This is a genomic window from Corynebacterium wankanglinii (assembly GCF_013601005.1).
In the GTDB taxonomy this organism is placed as follows: domain Bacteria; phylum Actinomycetota; class Actinomycetes; order Mycobacteriales; family Mycobacteriaceae; genus Corynebacterium; species Corynebacterium wankanglinii.
Map to the genome: position 1 here is coordinate 189,615 of NZ_JABFED010000003.1, position 17,215 is coordinate 206,829.

Below are 17,215 nucleotides of genomic sequence, written 5' to 3' on the forward strand. Positions count from 1 at the left end.
CCGGCCTGACACGCTAGCGTTCAGGTTCGCTCGTATGTTCGGTATCCCGGGTTGTGGTGTGACTACCAGCCTGCCTATCTCGCAGGCGTGCGATGCGCCCGCCGGAAACGCGCAGCTTTTTTAAGCTCGTTGTGCCGAAGCGCTCCGGATGGCCGCCCTCCGGCTCGTCCTCGGGTGCCGGGGCTTTGACCCACTCGCGCTCCCCGCGCCACTCTTGGCGCTTGTGCACCGACTCATCTTCAATGATCTCGGCGATGATTTGGCCCTCGTGGGTGGCGAATTCGATGTCTGCTGCGCCAATCTCACCTGCGTTGATACGCAAAACCTCGAGCGAGTAACGGTAGACCACAGCGATCATTGCGGCTACCGGCACCGCGAGGAAGCCGCCGATAAGCCCGAACAAAGCGCCGCCGACGGTGACAGAGACGAGCACAATCACGGGGTGGAGGTTCATGGCGCGGGACTGCAGCAGGGGAGAGACCACGTTACCTTCGAGCTGCTGGGTGGCTAGCACGATGCCCAACACGATCAGCGCCTTCGTGAAACCGAGGGTTACCAGGGCAATTAGCACCGCCAACGCGCCGGCAACAACAGCACCGACAATGGGAATGAACCCCGCCACGAAGGTGATCAGCGCCAGCGTAAACGCCATGGGCACGCCGACGATGGCGATGCCTGTGCCGATCACAATCGCGTCGATGAGCGAGCAGACCGCCTGCGCGCGAATGAAGCCGGATAGGGTGTTCCAGGCGCGGGTTAGGAGCTCAGTGAGGTAAAGGCCGGTGCGTCCGCCGGTTGCACTGCGCAGCCACGGCAAGAAACGGTGGCCGTCTTTCAGGAAGAAGAATGTGAGGACGAACAGCACCATCAACGTCACTGATAAGCCCGCGGCAGTGTTGATGCCGGAGAAGACGCCGCCTGCGATCGCCCCTGCTTGGTTTTGCACCCACTGCGTGATTTCGTCGACGCCCTCGTTCAGGCTCTCGGGGTCCAGGTTGAGCGGCGGGCCCTGCGCCCATAGCTGCAGGCGTTGCACACCTTCCAGCGCCTGGATGTAGAGCAGGCGTGACTGGCCCACCAGGTCTGGAGCGATGATCATCCCCAACGCCGCCAGCACACCGAAAAACAACAGCATGGTCAGCAGGGCGGCCAAGCCTGCGGGGACCTTGAAGCGCCGCATGGCAGCCGCGACCGGAGCGAGCACTGTGCACACAATGAGGGCGAGCACGACCGGCAAAATCCCCGACCAGAACGTGCCGATCAGCTGGCCCACCGCGTACAGAAAAACAGCGATAACAAGTATGCGGAGCGCAAACTTCGCCGTCGAGGCGAGCCAATCGTTGAAGACGATGTTGCGGTCCACACGGTCTTTCGGCGCTGCAGCTGGCTGGATCGGTTCGCTCACGCGCACTATTGTGCACCATCACACAGTGCTTTGCGACGGCCACCTCACGGCCCCCTCCGACCTTGGCCGAAGCGTCCGCTAGGATGTCTCGCCGTGAGCCTTACTCTTGGAATTGTCGGTCTGCCCAACGTTGGCAAGTCCACCCTGTTCAACGCCCTGACGCGCAATGAGGTGCTTGCCGCGAACTACCCGTTCGCCACCATCGAGCCCAACGTGGGCCTTGTGGAGCTGCCGGATCCGCGCCTGGACCGCCTGGCGGAGATCTTCGACTCCGAGCGGGTGTTGCCCGCCACCGTGTCCTTCGTGGACATCGCCGGCATTGTCAAAGGCGCATCCGAGGGCGAAGGCATGGGCAACGCGTTTCTGGCCAACATCCGCGAGGCGGATGCGATCTGCCAGGTCGTTCGCGCGTTTAGCGACGACAACGTCATCCACGTCGACGGTAAGGTGGACCCTTCCTCGGACATCGAGGTCATCAATACCGAACTGATCCTCGCCGACCTGCAGACCATTGAGAAGGCGTTGCCGCGCCTGGAAAAGGACGGCCGCAAGGACAAGGACGTCGCTGCCCAGGCCGAGGAGGCCAAGAAGGCGCAGGCCATCCTCGAGGACGGCCGCACCCTGTTCGCCGCCGCGAAGAGCGGGGACGTGGACCTCGCGCTGCTGCACCATTTACACCTGATGACGGCAAAGCCGTTCCTCTACGTGTTCAACTCCGACGAAGACGTGCTCACCGACGACGCGAAAAAGCAGGAGCTGCGCGAGCTTGTCGCACCAGCGGAGGCTGTGTTCCTGGATGCGCAGACCGAGACTGAGCTGCTCGAGCTTGACGACGAGGACGCCGCCGAGTTGCTCGCCGCAGTCGGGCAGGACGAGCCGGGCCTGCAGACCCTGGCCAAGGCCGGCTTCGACACCCTCGGCCTGCAGACCTACCTCACCGCAGGTCCGAAGGAGGCCCGCGCCTGGACGATCCGCAAAGGCGACACCGCCCCGAAGGCCGCCGGCGTGATCCACTCCGACTTTGAAAAGGGCTTTATCAAGGCCGAGATCGTCGCGTTCGACGACCTCAACGAGCTCGGCTCCATGGCCGAGGCCCGCGCCCACGGCAAGGTGCGCCAGGAGGGCAAGGACTACGTCATGGTCGACGGCGACGTCGTCGAGTTCAAGACAGGATTAACCTCTGGGGCGAAGAGATGAAGTGCGGTTCCTGCGGCCACCCGCTGGAGCCACAGAAGAAATTCTGCGGCGAGTGCGGCGCTCCCGCGCCTGGCGGGTCGGGCAACACTGCGAGTACTGGAGGCGAAGATGTCCACGGTGGCTTGTACCAAGCGGGGCGCGATGTAGTGGTTAATCCGCCGCCGGAAGCTCCACCGTTGGCAACATACGAGGCTGTCTCGAAATGGCGGAGCCCCTTCACTCAGGGGCTACTTTCCTGGGCAGGAGTGATCATCGGATTAATGAGCTTGTTCCCACTCTGGAAGCTTCTTCAGCCGGTTCTAGGACTGTTCACTTCAGAGCCCGAGGGTGATCCGGGCAGTCCCAACATCGCGTGGTTGGTCGCCTTTCTGGTTCTGGTTCTAGTTCTGACTCTGATCTTTTACCTCCGCCGTTTGACTAAGGGCCAGCTGCGCGTACCGTTGAAGTTTGGGTGGGCGGTGAGCGGTTCAGGTCGTCGTATAACGATTGAGAAAATCCGCGCTGGAAAGTGTCCTCTGTGTGGTGGCAAGATGCGGTATTACAACAAGCCGACAAAGTGGATTGATCACATTGATGCGAATGGGCGCAAACGACGCGAGGTGACGGAGCGTCTCCCTGTGCTTGAGTGCACGCGGAACCCGCGTCATTGGGTAGAGGTCGATCCAGCTGAGGAGGCAGAGTCATGAGCAGTGACGACGTGGTGGAGTTCAAGACAGGACTAACGCCTGGAGGTCGAAAATGACGGAGATCGCTTCCGAAACTGGAGACGGTAAGCCATTTAAGATTGACGCCGTCCGTATTCGGAACTTCAAGAAGCTCAAAGATGCGCGGATTGAGCTCGGTCCGATTACTTACCTAGTGGGCGGCAATAATTCCGGCAAAAGCAGCGTTCTCCAAGCTATCCATACTGCAGTGAGTTGCGCCCAAACCTCGCTAGATTTAGGGGAAAAAGTAGTGGCGGAGACAAGCCTTCGCTATTCACCGGTGGCTGACTTTGCTCTCCTTGGTCACGGCAGGCCATATGAGAATCGATCTGGCGGTCAACGTGGCGTTGTGGATTTTGAAGGGTGCGCTCTCGGGAGCGCTGACCCAGCTGATTATCACATCGAGATGTACAAAGCTCGTAACCATGGAAATGTTGGCGTGAACCGAACAGGTATTACGCCTGGATTCGGACAGTTGATAAGTGACCCTCAAAAGTTGTTCAGTGTCTATGTCCCTGGACTTGCGGGAGTTCCTCATCGAGAGGAAATGAGTGGGTACGCCGCGGTTTTCCGAAAGGCCGCCAGTGGAGATGCGAATCTCGTATTTCGGAATATTATTCGGTTGATCGATCATCGCGATCAGTTGCAGGAACTGGAGAGGTTGGTCGGTGATGTCTTGAGCATGCCGGTGAAATTCGACGTCCGGTTCAATGCCGAACGTGATCTGTACGTGAACGTGCGCATGGCGATAAGTGAGAATCCATCCGAGCTTGACTACCTACCCGTCGATCTTTGGGGGACCGGGATTCTTCAGGTGACTCAGATTTTCGCCTATGTTCTTTTGTTTTCACCCAAGCTGCTCTTGGTAGACGAACCAGATAGTCATCTTCATCCTTCGCGGCAACATAGCCTCGGTTCCGCTCTGGAGAAGGTGTCTGATCATTTTGGTTGCAAAGTTGTCGTCTCGACGCACAGTAGACACCTCCTCACGGGGGCATCTGAAAACGTGCGGGTGGTCTGGATGAAAGATGGCCGTGTTGAATCCACGGACCAGCGAGAGTTAACTGAACTTCTCTTGGACCTTGGTGCTCTAGACCAACTTGATAACTCAACCAAATGCATTATTTACACAGAAGATGGCAATCCTTCGCTGCTCCAGCGAACGCTGGATTCGCTGGGTTACGAGCAAAATGAAGTTCGAATTGCGACTTTCAATGGGATTAATAATTCATTTGCGGCCCAAGCTTTCCACGATATGGTAGAATTACTGGATTCAGCTCCGCGGGTGATCATTCACCGTGACCGAGATTTTCTAACCAGCGAAGAACTGGCGAAATGGTCTCATCCGTTCGAAGAGAAAGGCGTGGAGGTCTTTTGTCCGAAACTTTGTGACGTGGAAGCATATTATTGCACTGCAGAGCACATCGCGGAGGCGGCTGGTATCTCGCTGGATCAAGCAACCCGTGTCCGAAGTGCGGTTATCCAAGACCACAATGCAGAACTTCGGAAAAAATTTCGCAATAAAAGAGCCAATGTGAACAAAACGTACTTAGACGGTGGCTCTCCTCGGACGGAAGATCTTTGGCCTGAAAATACGTCTCCCAAAGACGACGCTATCTATGGCAAGGACTTATTGAAGTGGGTTACCGAGGAACTGAACAAACAAGAATTGAAATCCCAGCTGATCAATAAACCGAGTAAATCACTTGCAGCTGAATTAAGGAATGTCCTCCAGTCCGACGGCACCGGTGTGGAGTTTCGTTTCAATGTAACCTGAGGCGCGCTAGTGTTAGCGGCATGACAACACGTGCTGCTATTTACCTCCGTATCTCGCTCGATGCTGCCATGGACGGCCTCGCCATCGACCGGCAGCGTCAGGACTGCGAAGCCCTTGCCGAGCAACGTGGCTGGGACGTCGTGCATACCTACGTCGATCAGTCGATCTCCGCGTCGAAGAAGGACGTGGACCGCCCCGACTACGACGCCATGGTGGCGTCTTTCGAGCGCGGCGAGATCGACGCGATCATTTGCTGGGACCTCGACCGCCTCACGCGACAGCCCTGGCAGCTCGAAGAGTGGATCGACAGAGCAGAAGAGCAGGGGCTGAAACTCGTCACCGCGAACGGTGATGCTGACCTTGCCACCGACGGCGGCAGAATGTACGCGCGCATCAAAGCAGCCGTGGCGCGCGGCGAGATCGAACGTAAAAGCATGCGCCAATCCCGTGCGCAACAGCAGCGCGCCGAGCAGGGACGCTGGTACTCCGGCGGTGTGCGCCCAATCGGCTACACCTCGACCGGCGAGATCATCCCACCCGAAGCCGCCGCCGTGCTCGGTATGTTCCGGGCTGTCGAGCGGGGCAACTCCATGCGCGACATTGCACGCGCCCTATCTGGGGTCGATCAACCGGGCTTGCCGGATATCCCGACCACGCCGCGCCATATGCACACCGTGGTCACAGAGCGCAACGCTCGACGCCGCGCTGAAGGCCAGGAAGAAAAGCCAGTTCCCGACGCGCAGCCGTGGGCCTATACGTCGTTGCACTCGATTCTGCGCAACCCCGTGTATGCCGGCTATTCCACCTACAAGAAGGCCAAACGCAAAGGCGTGAAGAACAAATACCGCCGTGTCACGCATATCGTCCGCGACCCCGATACCGGCGAGCCTGTGAAAGGGCAGTGGGAGCCGATCGTCACACCCGATTTGTGGTGGCGTGTGCAGAACGTGCTCGATGATCCCGACCGGCTGACCAACAAGGAGCGCCGGAACACTCGCCGCCATCTCGGCTCGGGTCTGTATGTCTGCGACGAGTGCGGCAACCCTGTGCGCACGCATGCCGACCGCTACCGCTGCGCCGCCTGTGGATTAGTGCGCACACATAGCGTCGATGATTTTGTGCTCGCCGTGATCCGCGCCCGCCTTGGCCGTGACGACCTGGCGGACCTGCTGCCGACTGTGGACGACGACGAGGTCAACGCCATCGACGACGAACTCGCTGAGCTTCGCGCAAAGCTCGCCCGCGTCCAGGCTGACTACGATGAGGAGCTTATCGAGGCCCGTGACCTCAAGCGCGCGCGAAACCGTTATGAGCCGCAGATCGAGAAACTCGAAACGCGCCGTGCCCGTCTTGCTGGCGCATCGGCGCTGCTCGACACAACCGGCTACGCCTCGCCCGTGGACGCCTTCGACAACGCAGAGCTTGCCGTGCAGCGCCGAGTCATCAACACCCTGTGCCAGGTGCGCCTGCGCCGTGGCGTGCGCGGAAGCAAGACCTTCAACCCCGAGTCAGTCCAGATCGTGTGGAACTAGGTTGCAGTGTGTGACACGTCAACAATCGCGCGCATGTGCTGCGCCTTAGGGGCGGCCTAAGCAAGCGCACGACACCGTGCGCTTGCGGCGTGCGAAACTAGGCAGGAGTTTCGCGCAGCTGACGTTGGCGAGGATGACGTCAGAAGAGAGCAAGGACGAAAGGGCGTGTTGCGGGCAACCCCACTCCGTACGGGGTGAATCCAAGACATAGCGGACCAAGGACAACCAACGCCCTCCCGAGCCTAAGGCCTGTGAAAAGTACCAATATAATTAGAAAACTGGTTCTATTCCCATTTGTATTCACTTAGGATAGTCTCCCTTTTGAGGAAATCCAGCCTCATTTCCTCTCTCAAAGGAGACTGTTATGACCCCCAAAAAGCGCACTCGGCAGTTTGCAGCGCTGCTGATTGCCTCTGCTCTGAGCGTTTCCGTATCTAACTCAGCCGTTGCTTCCGCAGAAGAATTCCAAGACCACGGCGCCAAGGGAGGCTTTGCTTCCGGTGTGATGGCCGAGCTACTCGGCGAGGCAGCACCAGCCTTCACAACCTACTGGGCATCTGTCGGCCGGAAAGTTCGCTACCCTGCAGGTGGCGGTACCTGGGAGTACGGATTCTGGGACGCTAAGGCGCGTTCTTATTTCACCGTGAATCGGTGCCATACTTCGACTGTGATCGTCAACGACAGAACGCAACGAAGCATCGACACCCGCGGCGGCCAGAAGTCGGTCGCCGAGCTTTGGGCAACGAATTTGCCGGGCACTAAGGACAGCTACTACTACGACTTCTGCTAGAACTCATGCGTATTCGACCCCTAGTACTTGGGCTTTTGAGCCTACTTCTTGCTGCAGTCATCGCGACTACTGGGTGGCTGCTGACAGCCCTGGTTGACTCCACCAAGCCCTTGTCCTTAGGGGTCGAATCAACCTTTAGTCTTGACTACGTCGAGCCTAAGACTTCACTCGCGGAGGAACTTGAGTCAGACTACGCACCGACGGTAATCCGTAACTCACTGGTTTCATTGGCCGAGCAGAACGGCTACTCCATCTACCGGCTGACTGGCACCGATGACGCAAGCGGGACTTCCCACGAGGTTTTCATCCCGCTGGAGGAAAATTATCCAGCACCGGAACGCATTCCCCGGCTCAACCGGCCGGATGCCTTGAGCCAAGCGGCCAGTGAGCTTGGGTCGCTGGATTACCACGGTGACTACGTCTTGGTTCCCAAAGCAACGGGTGGCAATGCGAACCACTTCTACGAATCGGCCAGGAATGACGGGCTCAGGCTAAGCGAAAAGACGCAGTTCCTTCACCTCATCCAATCGGTCGTATTCCGCCTGCCCGCGTTGGTGGCGATCCTGTTTCTATTTGTCGTTTCCCTTTTTGCCCTGGTATTTGTTCTTCGGGTTTCCGGTCTTAGATTGGCAGCGCTGCGCACAATAAATGGAGGGCACCGCAGTCAAAAAGGCAATTGGCGGCAATGGACCTTTGTCATCCTCCCGCACCTAGTTCTCATTGGCCTTGCGAGTACATTCCTCGCCCGCCAAGGGAGCTATTCTTTTGCCCTCCTGTTCCTCAGGTTCTACGCCGCCGGGATAGGCTTGGCCCTGGCTACCACCGGTTTGGCCGTAGCCGTCACCGCCCCATTGTTGCGCCGCGCAGTAGCGCTGCTGGGGCAGCGTGCCCCCGCAGAGAAGGCGGCGGGAAAAGCGCTGAAAGTAATTTCGGTCTTTACCTGCGTGACCTTTGTAGCAGCGGGTCTTAGCTCAGCGGCTGCGCTCCGCTCCTACCAGCAGGAATCCGAGGCCCAGCAGACCTGGAAATCTCTCGCGGAGTTTGGAGCCTTGCATTTTTCAGCCAACTTCGACGGCCCTGCTGGCCGCGTGGAAGGAGGCGAGCTCTTGCCGCCCAGTCTGCAGCAGAACTTCCGCGACTTCGCGCTCAGCTGGGAACGGGAGCACGGGGCTGTCCTCAGCCATACTTTGCCGAAAGAAGGTACCGGTGTGCCGGACTCCTGCCCCGTGGCACTTGCCAACCGCCAATGGCACGATCTGCAGGATTATCAGTTCCGTCCCGGAGACGACAACCACTCGGTCGACTATTCCGCAGCCCAAGAGCATTTCGCAGCTTCCGTGGATCTGTGGGCTCAGGAATCCGGCGACCTGCTCCTTAAATCTGCGCAAATTGGTCCGGTCAGTGCCGATCATGCGGTCGGATTCATTAGTGGAACAATGTCGGGGGAACTGGTTCCCGGCGATTGTTTTTACGTGCTTGAAACGGACGATCTATCCGGCTTCGACGCAGACTTCCTAAGCTCCACAGCTTCGAGTGAAAATTTGCTCTTCGCGGATTTCTCGGAACTGGGTCCAGAACTTACCGCTGCCGGCCTCGAAGGCTACGTCTACCCGGTACGCGCCGCCGATCGCGGTCTGGCCGAACTAGTAGCCAGCACGGCGCTGTTCTGGCTGAGTATCCTGAGCGCCCTCGGAGCTTTGCTCGCCACGCTTGCGGCCTTGATAGTCCAGGCGCGCATCCAGCTCCGAGTTCACCGTCGCCTCCTGGTACTCCTCCACAGCGCTGGGCAATCACCGGACAAAACAATGTGGCGACTATTCAAAAGCCAACTGGTCAGCCTGACAGTTGTCGTCATATTGTCCGTCCTGGCTCCGCTACTGCTTCCCAACCCGTTCCTCTACACCTTCACCGCGCTAAGCTGCCTTGTCTTAATCGTCTACCTCGGTTTTGTCCGTCTCAGTATTTCTCAGCACATGTCCGCCTCCCCTAGGAGTCACAATGTCATTGGCTAGCCCCAGTCAGTCCCCCACTCTGCCGCCGGAGATTTCCACCTCTCATCTCTGTCTCGCCGCGGAGTCGACTTTTTCTGTGGGGCGCAGCACGCGGATGGTGAAGAAGTCCCTCGTGGAAAATGCAACGTTTTCCCTACCCGGGCCAGGCTTTGTCGCCATCTGTGGAGCCAGCGGTTCCGGAAAGACTTTGCTGCTCAACACCTTGGCCGGGCTCCTGCCGCCGGCGGACGGCCTCCTCCGGATAGACGGTGAGAATGCCTCCGCGTGGAGGATGAAGCGGAGGCGGAGGTTCTGGCGAGAACGCGCAGCGATAATCCACCAAGACCACGGAATCATTCCCGAACTAAGCTGCGAAGATAACCTCACCCTCGGGCTATCCAGGAAGCAATACTCCAAAGAAGAATTGCTGCACTCCCTCGGCGAAGTCGGTCTTGATGTCCCCTTCGACGGGCCGGCAGCTATTCTCAGCGGAGGCGAGCAGCAGCGGCTGGCGATCGCCCGAGCCCTGCTCCGCGGCGCGGCTTATGTGTTCGCTGACGAGCCGACCGCCTCCCTCGACCCCACTAACCGCGACCAAGTTATCGCGCTCCTGCGGCGAGCTGCGGACGGGGGCGCACTCGTTCTGGCCGCCACGCACGATGCCGCAGTTATTGCTGCTGCTGACAGCACCTTGCGCATCAATGATCGCCAGGTCACAGTCTCCGGCTCTGCGCGGGATTAAATCGCGATGCCCGCGGCCTTGGCCACCTTCCGGTACCCGGCCGCATGGTCCGCGACGCTGGCGTGGGCGTTGAGTCCGCTGGGGTTGTCGAGCACGGGCCTGACCCCCGGAAAGTAGACACGTCGGGGGTTAGCTATGCTGCTTGGGTCAGCGTAGCTGATGTGAGTGCTTCGAAGTCATTGGGGGCTAGAACGTTGCACCAGGAGTGCCGTCTGCGGGTGTTGTAGCGCATGCACCACCGGAAGACTTCTTGGCGACTGATGTCGAAGTGGTCGAATTTCGTGCGCGGTGAACCCGCCCGCCAGGAGGTGCTTGAAGTCGCCCTCGACTGGATCGCTCAGCGTGACGGCGTGAGTATCGACAACTACATGGCTAAGCACCGCGATGACGACGACTGCAATGAACTGCAGACGTACTTCACCACCGTCATCGACTGGGCCGCAAGCGTGTTCAAGATGACGGACAGTTCCATGCGTGGAATCGCATGGAACAAGCTCTATGAGCAGTACGGCGACAAGGGCTACGACGCAACAGAGATGACCGCCGAAGCACGCGAGTTGCTTTCCGACTCGCAGGTTCAGTCGAAGAAGGGTATCTACGAGTACCTTCTCGGCGGCAAGAAAGAGACGCGGCTGCTTAGCGTGCGTGTCTTCACTGAGGCCGTCAAAAAGCGCGTGTACAAGCGCCAGACAGACGCCGCCGAGAAGAACGGTGTCTCGAACTGCTCGTATTGCGCCCTCGGTCACGAGGGGGGCAAGGCGAAGATCTGGCCGCTCAAGGATATGGACGCCGATCACGTCGCCGCCTGGTCGAAGGGCGGCAAGACCGAGGAAAGCAACTGCGAGCTGCTCTGCAAGTCCCACAACCGTGCCAAAGGTAACGCATAGGAGCAGGTGACTAACCATGCTCATCGGTTACGCCCGCGTTTCCACCTCGAAGCAGGGGCAGTCACTCGACACCCAGCGCGACGCCCTGATCGACGCTGGTTGCGACCCTCAGCACATCTACTCAGACACCATCTCCGGCACGAAATGGCAACGGCCTGGCCTCGATGACGCGCTGGCGTACATGCGCCCCGACGACACGCTCGTTGTCACACGCTTGGACAGGCTCGGCCGCAGCCTCGCGGACACCGTGAACACCATCGCTGACCTCGCCGAGCGCGACATCAACGTCAAGGTGTTGGAGCCAGCGCTGGACACGTCGAAGCCCACCGACAAGGTGGTCATCAACGTCATGGCAAGTCTTGCCGAGTGGGAGCGTGACCTGCTTGTCCAGCGCACCCGTGAAGGCGTGGCGCACGCCCGCGCACAGGGCAGGGTCGCCGGCCCGAAGCCGAAGCTCAGCGCTGAGCAGGCCCAGATCGCTAAGGAGCTTATCGAGGGCGGCAAGTCCCTCAGCGCAGTAGGCAGGACATTCAACGTCTCGCGGCCGACGATCTATCGCGCTCTCAAGCGCATCGAAGCCGACGCTTAATCACAGGCTGCGTCGCTAGCGCTCGCACCCAGCGAGCGAGCATCAGGCTGCGCTAGCGACGCTCAGCACGCTTCAGGTGCGGTGGTGCCGTGGCAGGGCGCGACCGGCAGAGCCGGACCGAATACGGGATTGACCACGTACACCCCGTATTCGTGCAAAGGAGCACTGCAATGTCCACTCATTCCCACACGCTTGCATCCCACGGCGAGATCCTCGCGAACCTCCCCGGCATCCTCGGGTTCTACCCGAACAACTCGCTGATCCTCGCGTTCTTCGTCGACGACGAGGGCGTCGACACCGTTCGCCTCGGCCCGGTCGCACGGTTCGACCTGGACGAGGCCGTGGAGAAGCTCACCGAGAGCCGCGAGCGGTTCGCAGCGTGGGTCCACCACCTCGAACTCGACGCTGTTATCGCGTACATGATCAGCGATGACATTGCGCAACCGATCTTCGACGAAACCGCCACGTATCTCACCAGCGGGGCAGTGCACCTACCGCCGCTGCTCGGGGTGGTGCAGGTGCCCGAGATCGTCACCGGGGCTGCCTGGTGGTCTGTGTACCAGCATCCGCTCATCGACGAGCCGCGCCACGGCGTTGTCGGCGAGGTCGCCGCATCGGCGGCGCTTAAGCAGATGCTAGAGCACACCGGCGAGCTGCCGGAGCCGAGCAAAGACGACATCGAGGCACGGTTGAACAGCACCGATCACGGCATCGACGCTGCCGAGCACGCGGACATCATCGAAGACGCGCTGGCGTATATCCCGCCGATGTTCTCCGACATGCTGCAGCGTGAATACGAGCAGGCGGCGGCAGGGATCACCCAGCCGAGCACTCGCGCTGTTCGATCTGCGCTGAAATGCTTCACCACGCCGCGCTTGCGGGATACGCTGCTTGCCGCGCTGCTCGATGAACCGCAGGCGGGCCTTGCGTTCATAGAGCAGGTCATGCGCGCTGTCCCGACCAGCTGGCCAGGGATGCGGGCGCAGCTCACAGCCACTGTTGCAGTGCTTGCGCACGCCACAGGCCAGCCGGGGCTAGCTGGCGTGGCTGCGCAGCGAGCCACCGAGATCGGGCCAGACGAGAACTTCCCGTCGTTGGTAGCGAAGCTAACCGATATCGGCCAAGGTGAGCGGATGGTTGAACTCGTCCGCGAAGGCGCCGAGAAGACCCGCACGATCTTGTTTGCCGAGTAACACCGCATACCCCGTTGCAGCGATGCAACGGGGTTTCTTTTTTCTCGTCGGCCGTGGCTTGCGACGACAGACACCTCAACGAGGTAGGGGAGCGACCCCTAGACAGCAGAGCTGTCTCCAACAGACGGATTGACCACCAATCCGAACAAGGAGGCACGTGATGCGCGACATCACCCACACCGACCTGGAACTGCTCTACCAGCTCGCCGACGGCATCGACGGCGAGGACGCCGATCCGGGCGCAGCACAAGAACTGCGCGACCTAGATGTGATGTCCAGGGACGTTGTTCTGGCCCCCGCCCGTAATGACACCGTGCCGATTCAAGAAGTATCTGTCCAGACCGCTTGCCATTGAAGGCATGTTAGAGTTTGGGGCATGTCGAGTCCCGAATCAGACAGGTCAGGGGTTGTCGGTCACACCGCCAGCCCCTTGAACCACTAGTTACGACGCCCACGATCTGTGTGGGCGTATGTCTGGCGTACCCGGGGCGCTGGCCGTGGTGACAAGAAGAACCATTTCTTGATCTCACACCTCGGAGTACTCGATGCCTTTTGCCCTCTACATGCTTGCCCTGGCGGTCTTCGTCATGGGCACTTCAGAATTCATGCTCGCGGGATTGCTCCCCGCGATCGCGACCGAACTTGACGTCTCGGTCGGCACTGCGGGCCTGCTGACCTCCGCATTCGCAGTCGGTATGGTCGTCGGCGCGCCAGTGATGGCGGCATTCGCTCGCCGTTGGCCACCGCGGCTCACATTGATCGTTTGCCTTCTCGTGTTCGCGGGAAGCCACGTCATCGGAGCGATGACACCAGTGTTCTCTCTCCTGCTCATCACCCGGGTGCTCAGCGCTCTCGCAAACGCAGGATTCCTCGCCGTAGCACTGAGCACGGCCACTACCCTCGTGCCAGCGAACCAGAAGGGGCGTGCACTGTCGATCCTGCTCTCCGGCACGACGATCGCAACCGTCGTGGGCGTCCCCGCCGGGGCACTGCTCGGCACAGCGCTGGGCTGGCGAACGACGTTCTGGGCGATCGCCATCCTCTGTATTCCCGCGGCCGTTGGAGTCATTCGTGGCGTCACGAACAATGTTGGTCGGAGCGAGACTAGCGCGACCTCACCAAGGCTCCGTGTCGAGCTCAGCCAGTTGGCGACGCCGCGGCTCATCCTGGCCATGGCACTCGGAGCGCTGATCAACGGAGGGACCTTTGCGGCATTCACCTTCCTGGCACCCATCGTGACCGAGACCGCGGGCTTGGCCGAAGCGTGGGTGTCCGTCGCGCTGGTGATGTTCGGCATCGGATCGTTCCTTGGCGTCACGATCGCAGGACGACTATCAGATCAACGACCTGGCCTCGTGCTCGCAGTCGGCGGACCGCTATTGCTGACAGGCTGGATCGTGTTGGCAGTGGTCGCATCTCATCCCGTTGCGCTTATCGTCCTCGTCCTCGTTCAGGGATTCCTGTCGTTCGGCGTCGGCAGTACTCTGATCACGCGTGTGCTGTATGCAGCATCGGGTGCGCCAACGATGGGCGGTTCGTACGCAACCGCAGCATTGAATATCGGAGCTGCAGCGGGGCCCGTGCTTGGTGCGCTCGGGCTCGCGACCGGGCTGGGGCTGCTCGCGCCGGTTTGGGTCGCTTCGGTGCTGACAGCGATCGCTCTCGTCATCATGCTTCTCACCAGACGCGCGCTTACGAAGACCGCGGCGGAGGCCAATTGATGACCCATCCGAACGCTCTTCTCACTCCTCGTGCCCGTCTCCGGTTAGCTCGGCTGATTGTCGAAGACGGCTATCCGGCCACGATCGCCGCAAAGATGGGGTCGTTTGCGGGAGAGGGCGAAATCCTACGCTAAGGCTTTGGCCAACGATATTCTCCGGTAAGATTGATGTGTTCCCAGGGGATAGGAGAAGTCGCTTGATATCTAGTATGACGTCTGTCGCACCTGCTTGATCGCGGCCGCGATAGCTAGATCGCGTTGCTCCTCTTCTCCATCCGCGTTCCAAGCTGCGGAAAGGCACCCATAAGCGTACGCCTGGTCGAGCAGGCGACGCGGATCGACGTCCAGCGCACGAGAGAATGCGTCCGCCATCTGTGCAATGCGTCTAGGATCGAGACAAAGGTCGTCTCTGTCAGCCGGATCGTAGAACATATTGGCGGCGCCAAAGCCCACTTCACCGACCAGACCGACGGGATCTATCACCAGCCAGCCGCGACTGGAGAACATGATGTTTTCATGATGCAGATCGCCATGTAGCCCACGCAGTTCCGAGGCATTGCTCATCATTTGATCGGCTATAATCGCCGCGTGGACGTAGTCAGTTTGACAACCTGCGTTTTGATCATCGCGCGCCCGCTGAAACAAAGCTGCAAAGCGATCCCGGATCGGGAGAAGGGCAGAAGGCAGGGGTTCCTCAGATGCGGCATACAGCTTCGCCATTAGTTCCGCTGCAATTTCGGTCGCCTGGTAGTCGCCGTGCTCGGCAACGATGTGAGAGAGCATTCGCTCCCCGGCATATTCGAGCAACATCAGATTGTTCTCACGACCGAGCAACCGGACTGCTCCCCTCCCATTGCGCCATACCAGATAGTCGGCCCCGCGCAGTTCATCAGCAATGTCTTCTATAGGTTTCAATCCCTTGACGATTGCAGGAGTCCCGTCTGGCAATGAAACTTTCCAAACGAGGCTGGAAAAGGTGTCCGCAATGAGAACAGGTTGCGAAACGTGCCAATGAGCAGGAAAAACAGGCGGCATGAACATCAACCCCAAGTCAGAGGGTCCAATCGCAGATAGAAGGCAAGGCGTTCGCGGTCGGGGGCTTCGATCCCCAATACATTGAATAGGACAGCGAAGGCGCGCTCTGCTTCATCTGGCGCTGCCCAGTTCTCTTCGGCGTTAGCAATCATGAGTGCCAAATCGGCATAGCGATCTGCTGTTCCGAGCCGCCCAAGGTCGATCAGACCCGTGCATTGAAGAGTTTTAGGGTCCACCATGAAGTTCGGCATGCAGGGATCACCATGGCAAACAACCATATCGGTGCGCTCTTGGTCGAGCCGCACCGGTAGCTCTCGTTCGACACGAGCCAAAAGATCGAGCTGCGGCGTACTCTTGTCCTCGTCCGGTAAGAAGTCGGGATTGACGGCATTGCGGGACACCACATCAACGGCGCGTCCGAACATTCGCGACAGCCTGCGCTCAAACGGACATTGATCAACCGATAGGCTGTGAACAGCGCCAAGTTGCTGCCCCATTGACGGCCACGCTTTGAGCAAATCCGCTCCAGACAGATCAGCCGCCGGTACTCCCGGAATTGCCGTTATCACCAAGCATGCACCCTCCTGTTCCTCCTGCCAGTTGATCACCTCGGGGCAAGCCACACCTCGACCTTTGAGCCAAATGAGGCGGTCACGCTCTCCAGCGAGCTCACCGCGGCGGGAAGCAGGTGCGATTTTCGCGAAGGCATGCCCGTCACCACGTCGAAAAACAAAATCACCAGATTCTCCGCCTCTGACAGGCAACCAGTCAGAATGCGATTCACCAAAAAAAATATTAGTTCGATTCAATGGAGGTTCCTTCAGTTTTCTGATGAAGCGCGGAGGTGGCTCAACCTGCGAAAAGAAACGAGTTGCTACGTAAGTCCGAGAACATGCTTTCCATGGTCTCTGAGCTCGCCTTTGGGACCGACATATCGGTAGAGAGTGACGCGCTCGATGCCGAGTTCCTTGCAGAGATCGGAAACTGAAGTATCGCGCTGGGCCATGGCGGCTTGCGCGAGACGCACCTGAGCTTTGGTGAGCGCGAATTTTCGTCCGCCCTTGCGACCGCGCGCTCTCGCGGAGGCGAGACCCGCCATGGTGCGCTCTCGGATCAGATCCCGCTCGAACTCGGCCAAGGTGGCGAAGATTCCGAACACCATGCGACCGGACGCAGTCGTGGTGTCGATCTGAGCGGGCACTGTTGCAAAGTTAGCGATGAGGCAGCCTTTTGTCTTATTCAAAGGCCTTACATTTCAAAAACTCTGCTTACCAGGCGCATTTCGCCCAGGGGATCACCATAATAAAATGCTGAGGCCTGGCCTTTGCGTAGTGCACGCATCACCTCAATACCTTTGATGGTGGCGTAAGCCGTCTTCATGGATTTAAATCCCAGCGTGGCGTTGATTATCCGTTTCAGTTTGCCATGATCGCATTCAATCACGTTGTTCCGGTACTTAATCTGTCGGTGTTCAACGTCAGACGGGCACCGGCCTTCGCGTTTGAGCAGAGCAAGCGCGCGACCATAGGCGGGCGCTTTATCCGTGTTGATGAATCGTGGGATCTGCCACTTCTTCACGTTGTTGAGGATTTTACCCAGAAACCGGTATGCAGCTTTGCTGTTACGACGGGAGGAGAGATAAAAATCGACAGT

General features: G+C 59.3%; 15 protein-coding genes and 4 pseudogenes. 13 read left to right on the top strand and 6 right to left on the bottom strand.

From position 1 onward, the window contains the following. Positions 1-13: 13 nt before the first annotated feature. Positions 14-1,405, bottom strand: a complete 1,392-nt coding sequence (locus HMA55_RS06355; RefSeq protein WP_257802416.1) for an AI-2E family transporter — start codon at positions 1,403-1,405, stop codon at positions 14-16. A gap of 93 nt (positions 1,406-1,498) precedes the next feature. Between HMA55_RS06355 and ychF the strand changes: the two genes are divergently transcribed. The 6 genes from ychF (at position 1,499) to HMA55_RS06385 (ending at position 10,138) form a co-directional block, all read left to right on the top strand. Further along, a complete protein-coding gene (ychF, locus tag HMA55_RS06360; RefSeq protein WP_181192233.1) occupies positions 1,499-2,602 on the top strand; it encodes a redox-regulated ATPase YchF in 1,104 nt (367 codons plus the stop codon). A gap of 738 nt (positions 2,603-3,340) precedes the next feature. After that, on the top strand, positions 3,341-5,083 hold the full coding sequence (locus tag HMA55_RS06365; RefSeq protein WP_181192234.1) for an ATP-dependent nuclease: 1,743 nt from the start codon (positions 3,341-3,343) through the stop codon (positions 5,081-5,083). 20 nt (positions 5,084-5,103) lie between these two features. Then, positions 5,104-6,615 carry a recombinase family protein gene (locus HMA55_RS06370; protein WP_075467190.1) on the top strand — a complete coding sequence of 504 codons (1,512 nt, stop codon included), beginning with the start codon at positions 5,104-5,106 and terminating at the stop codon, positions 6,613-6,615. 364 nt (positions 6,616-6,979) lie between these two features. Further along, complete coding sequence (locus HMA55_RS06375) at positions 6,980-7,405, top strand: lactococcin 972 family bacteriocin (RefSeq protein WP_016456436.1); 426 nt, start codon at positions 6,980-6,982, stop codon at positions 7,403-7,405. A gap of 227 nt (positions 7,406-7,632) precedes the next feature. After that, positions 7,633-9,417 carry a hypothetical protein gene (locus tag HMA55_RS06380; protein ID WP_231376317.1) on the top strand — a complete coding sequence of 595 codons (1,785 nt, stop codon included), beginning with the start codon at positions 7,633-7,635 and terminating at the stop codon, positions 9,415-9,417. 76 nt (positions 9,418-9,493) lie between these two features. Beyond that, on the top strand, positions 9,494-10,138 hold the full coding sequence (locus tag HMA55_RS06385) for an ATP-binding cassette domain-containing protein (RefSeq protein WP_159455000.1): 645 nt from the start codon (positions 9,494-9,496) through the stop codon (positions 10,136-10,138). Positions 10,139-10,271: 133 nt separating this feature from the next. Here the strand turns inward: HMA55_RS06385 and HMA55_RS11290 are convergent. Next, a pseudogene (locus tag HMA55_RS11290) lies at positions 10,272-10,394 on the bottom strand (IS3-like element IS1206 family transposase); the annotation flags it as partial. Between the two features lie 4 nt (positions 10,395-10,398). On the opposite strand from HMA55_RS11290, the gene HMA55_RS06390 reads away from it, so the two are divergent. The 7 genes and pseudogenes from HMA55_RS06390 to HMA55_RS06420 form a co-directional block, all read left to right on the top strand. Beyond that, the gene (locus HMA55_RS06390; protein WP_052333763.1) at positions 10,399-11,025 is read left to right on the top strand and encodes an HNH endonuclease; all 627 of its coding nucleotides are present in this window, start codon (positions 10,399-10,401) and stop codon (positions 11,023-11,025) included. Between the two features lie 16 nt (positions 11,026-11,041). Next, on the top strand, positions 11,042-11,614 hold the full coding sequence (locus HMA55_RS06395; RefSeq protein ID WP_038589516.1) for a recombinase family protein: 573 nt from the start codon (positions 11,042-11,044) through the stop codon (positions 11,612-11,614). A gap of 170 nt (positions 11,615-11,784) precedes the next feature. Further along, on the top strand, positions 11,785-12,807 hold the full coding sequence (locus HMA55_RS06400; protein ID WP_042406444.1) for a DUF4192 domain-containing protein: 1,023 nt from the start codon (positions 11,785-11,787) through the stop codon (positions 12,805-12,807). Between the two features lie 160 nt (positions 12,808-12,967). After that, positions 12,968-13,162, top strand: coding sequence for a hypothetical protein (locus HMA55_RS06405; protein WP_181192252.1), 195 nt, complete (start codon positions 12,968-12,970; stop codon positions 13,160-13,162). Between the two features lie 115 nt (positions 13,163-13,277). Beyond that, positions 13,278-13,331, top strand: a complete 54-nt coding sequence (locus tag HMA55_RS11540; protein ID WP_011113070.1) for a chloramphenicol resistance leader peptide — start codon at positions 13,278-13,280, stop codon at positions 13,329-13,331. A 21-nt stretch (positions 13,332-13,352) separates the two neighbouring features. Further along, positions 13,353-14,528: a chloramphenicol efflux MFS transporter Cmx gene (cmx, locus tag HMA55_RS06415; protein ID WP_005297378.1), complete on the top strand. Its 1,176-nt coding sequence runs from the start codon at positions 13,353-13,355 to the stop codon at positions 14,526-14,528. Further along, positions 14,528-14,626, top strand: a pseudogene (locus tag HMA55_RS06420) (IS481 family transposase); the annotation flags it as partial. The gene cmx and the pseudogene HMA55_RS06420, both read left to right, overlap by 1 nt. Before the next feature lie 105 nt (positions 14,627-14,731). On the opposite strand, the gene HMA55_RS06425 reads toward HMA55_RS06420, so the two are convergent. The 4 genes and pseudogenes from HMA55_RS06425 to HMA55_RS06440 form a co-directional block, all read right to left on the bottom strand. Then, positions 14,732-15,568 carry an aminoglycoside O-phosphotransferase APH(6)-Id gene (locus tag HMA55_RS06425; protein ID WP_000480968.1) on the bottom strand — a complete coding sequence of 279 codons (837 nt, stop codon included), beginning with the start codon at positions 15,566-15,568 and terminating at the stop codon, positions 14,732-14,734. Further along, positions 15,568-16,371: an aminoglycoside O-phosphotransferase APH(3'')-Ib gene (aph(3'')-Ib, locus tag HMA55_RS06430; protein ID WP_001082319.1), complete on the bottom strand. Its 804-nt coding sequence runs from the start codon at positions 16,369-16,371 to the stop codon at positions 15,568-15,570. The genes HMA55_RS06425 and aph(3'')-Ib overlap by 1 nt, the downstream gene beginning before the upstream one ends. A 65-nt stretch (positions 16,372-16,436) precedes the next feature. Continuing rightward, positions 16,437-16,757, bottom strand: a pseudogene (locus HMA55_RS06435) (recombinase family protein); the annotation flags it as partial. A 53-nt stretch (positions 16,758-16,810) separates the two neighbouring features. Further along, positions 16,811-17,215: pseudogene (locus HMA55_RS06440) on the bottom strand (IS6-like element IS26 family transposase); the annotation flags it as partial.

Bases quoted from the DNA above. Each gene is read 5' to 3' on its own strand.
- HMA55_RS06365 (WP_181192234.1), top strand. From the start codon at position 3,341: ATGACGGAGATCGCTTCCGAAACTGGAGACGGTAAGCCATTTAAGATT.
- HMA55_RS06370 (WP_075467190.1), top strand. From the start codon at position 5,104: ATGACAACACGTGCTGCTATTTACCTCCGTATCTCGCTCGATGCTGCC.
- HMA55_RS06375 (WP_016456436.1), top strand. From the start codon at position 6,980: ATGACCCCCAAAAAGCGCACTCGGCAGTTTGCAGCGCTGCTGATTGCC.
- HMA55_RS06390 (WP_052333763.1), top strand. From the start codon at position 10,399: ATGTCGAAGTGGTCGAATTTCGTGCGCGGTGAACCCGCCCGCCAGGAG.
- HMA55_RS06395 (WP_038589516.1), top strand. From the start codon at position 11,042: ATGCTCATCGGTTACGCCCGCGTTTCCACCTCGAAGCAGGGGCAGTCA.
- HMA55_RS06400 (WP_042406444.1), top strand. From the start codon at position 11,785: ATGTCCACTCATTCCCACACGCTTGCATCCCACGGCGAGATCCTCGCG.
- HMA55_RS06405 (WP_181192252.1), top strand. From the start codon at position 12,968: ATGCGCGACATCACCCACACCGACCTGGAACTGCTCTACCAGCTCGCC.
- cmx (WP_005297378.1), top strand. From the start codon at position 13,353: ATGCCTTTTGCCCTCTACATGCTTGCCCTGGCGGTCTTCGTCATGGGC.
- HMA55_RS06425 (WP_000480968.1), bottom strand. From the start codon at position 15,568: ATGTTCATGCCGCCTGTTTTTCCTGCTCATTGGCACGTTTCGCAACCT.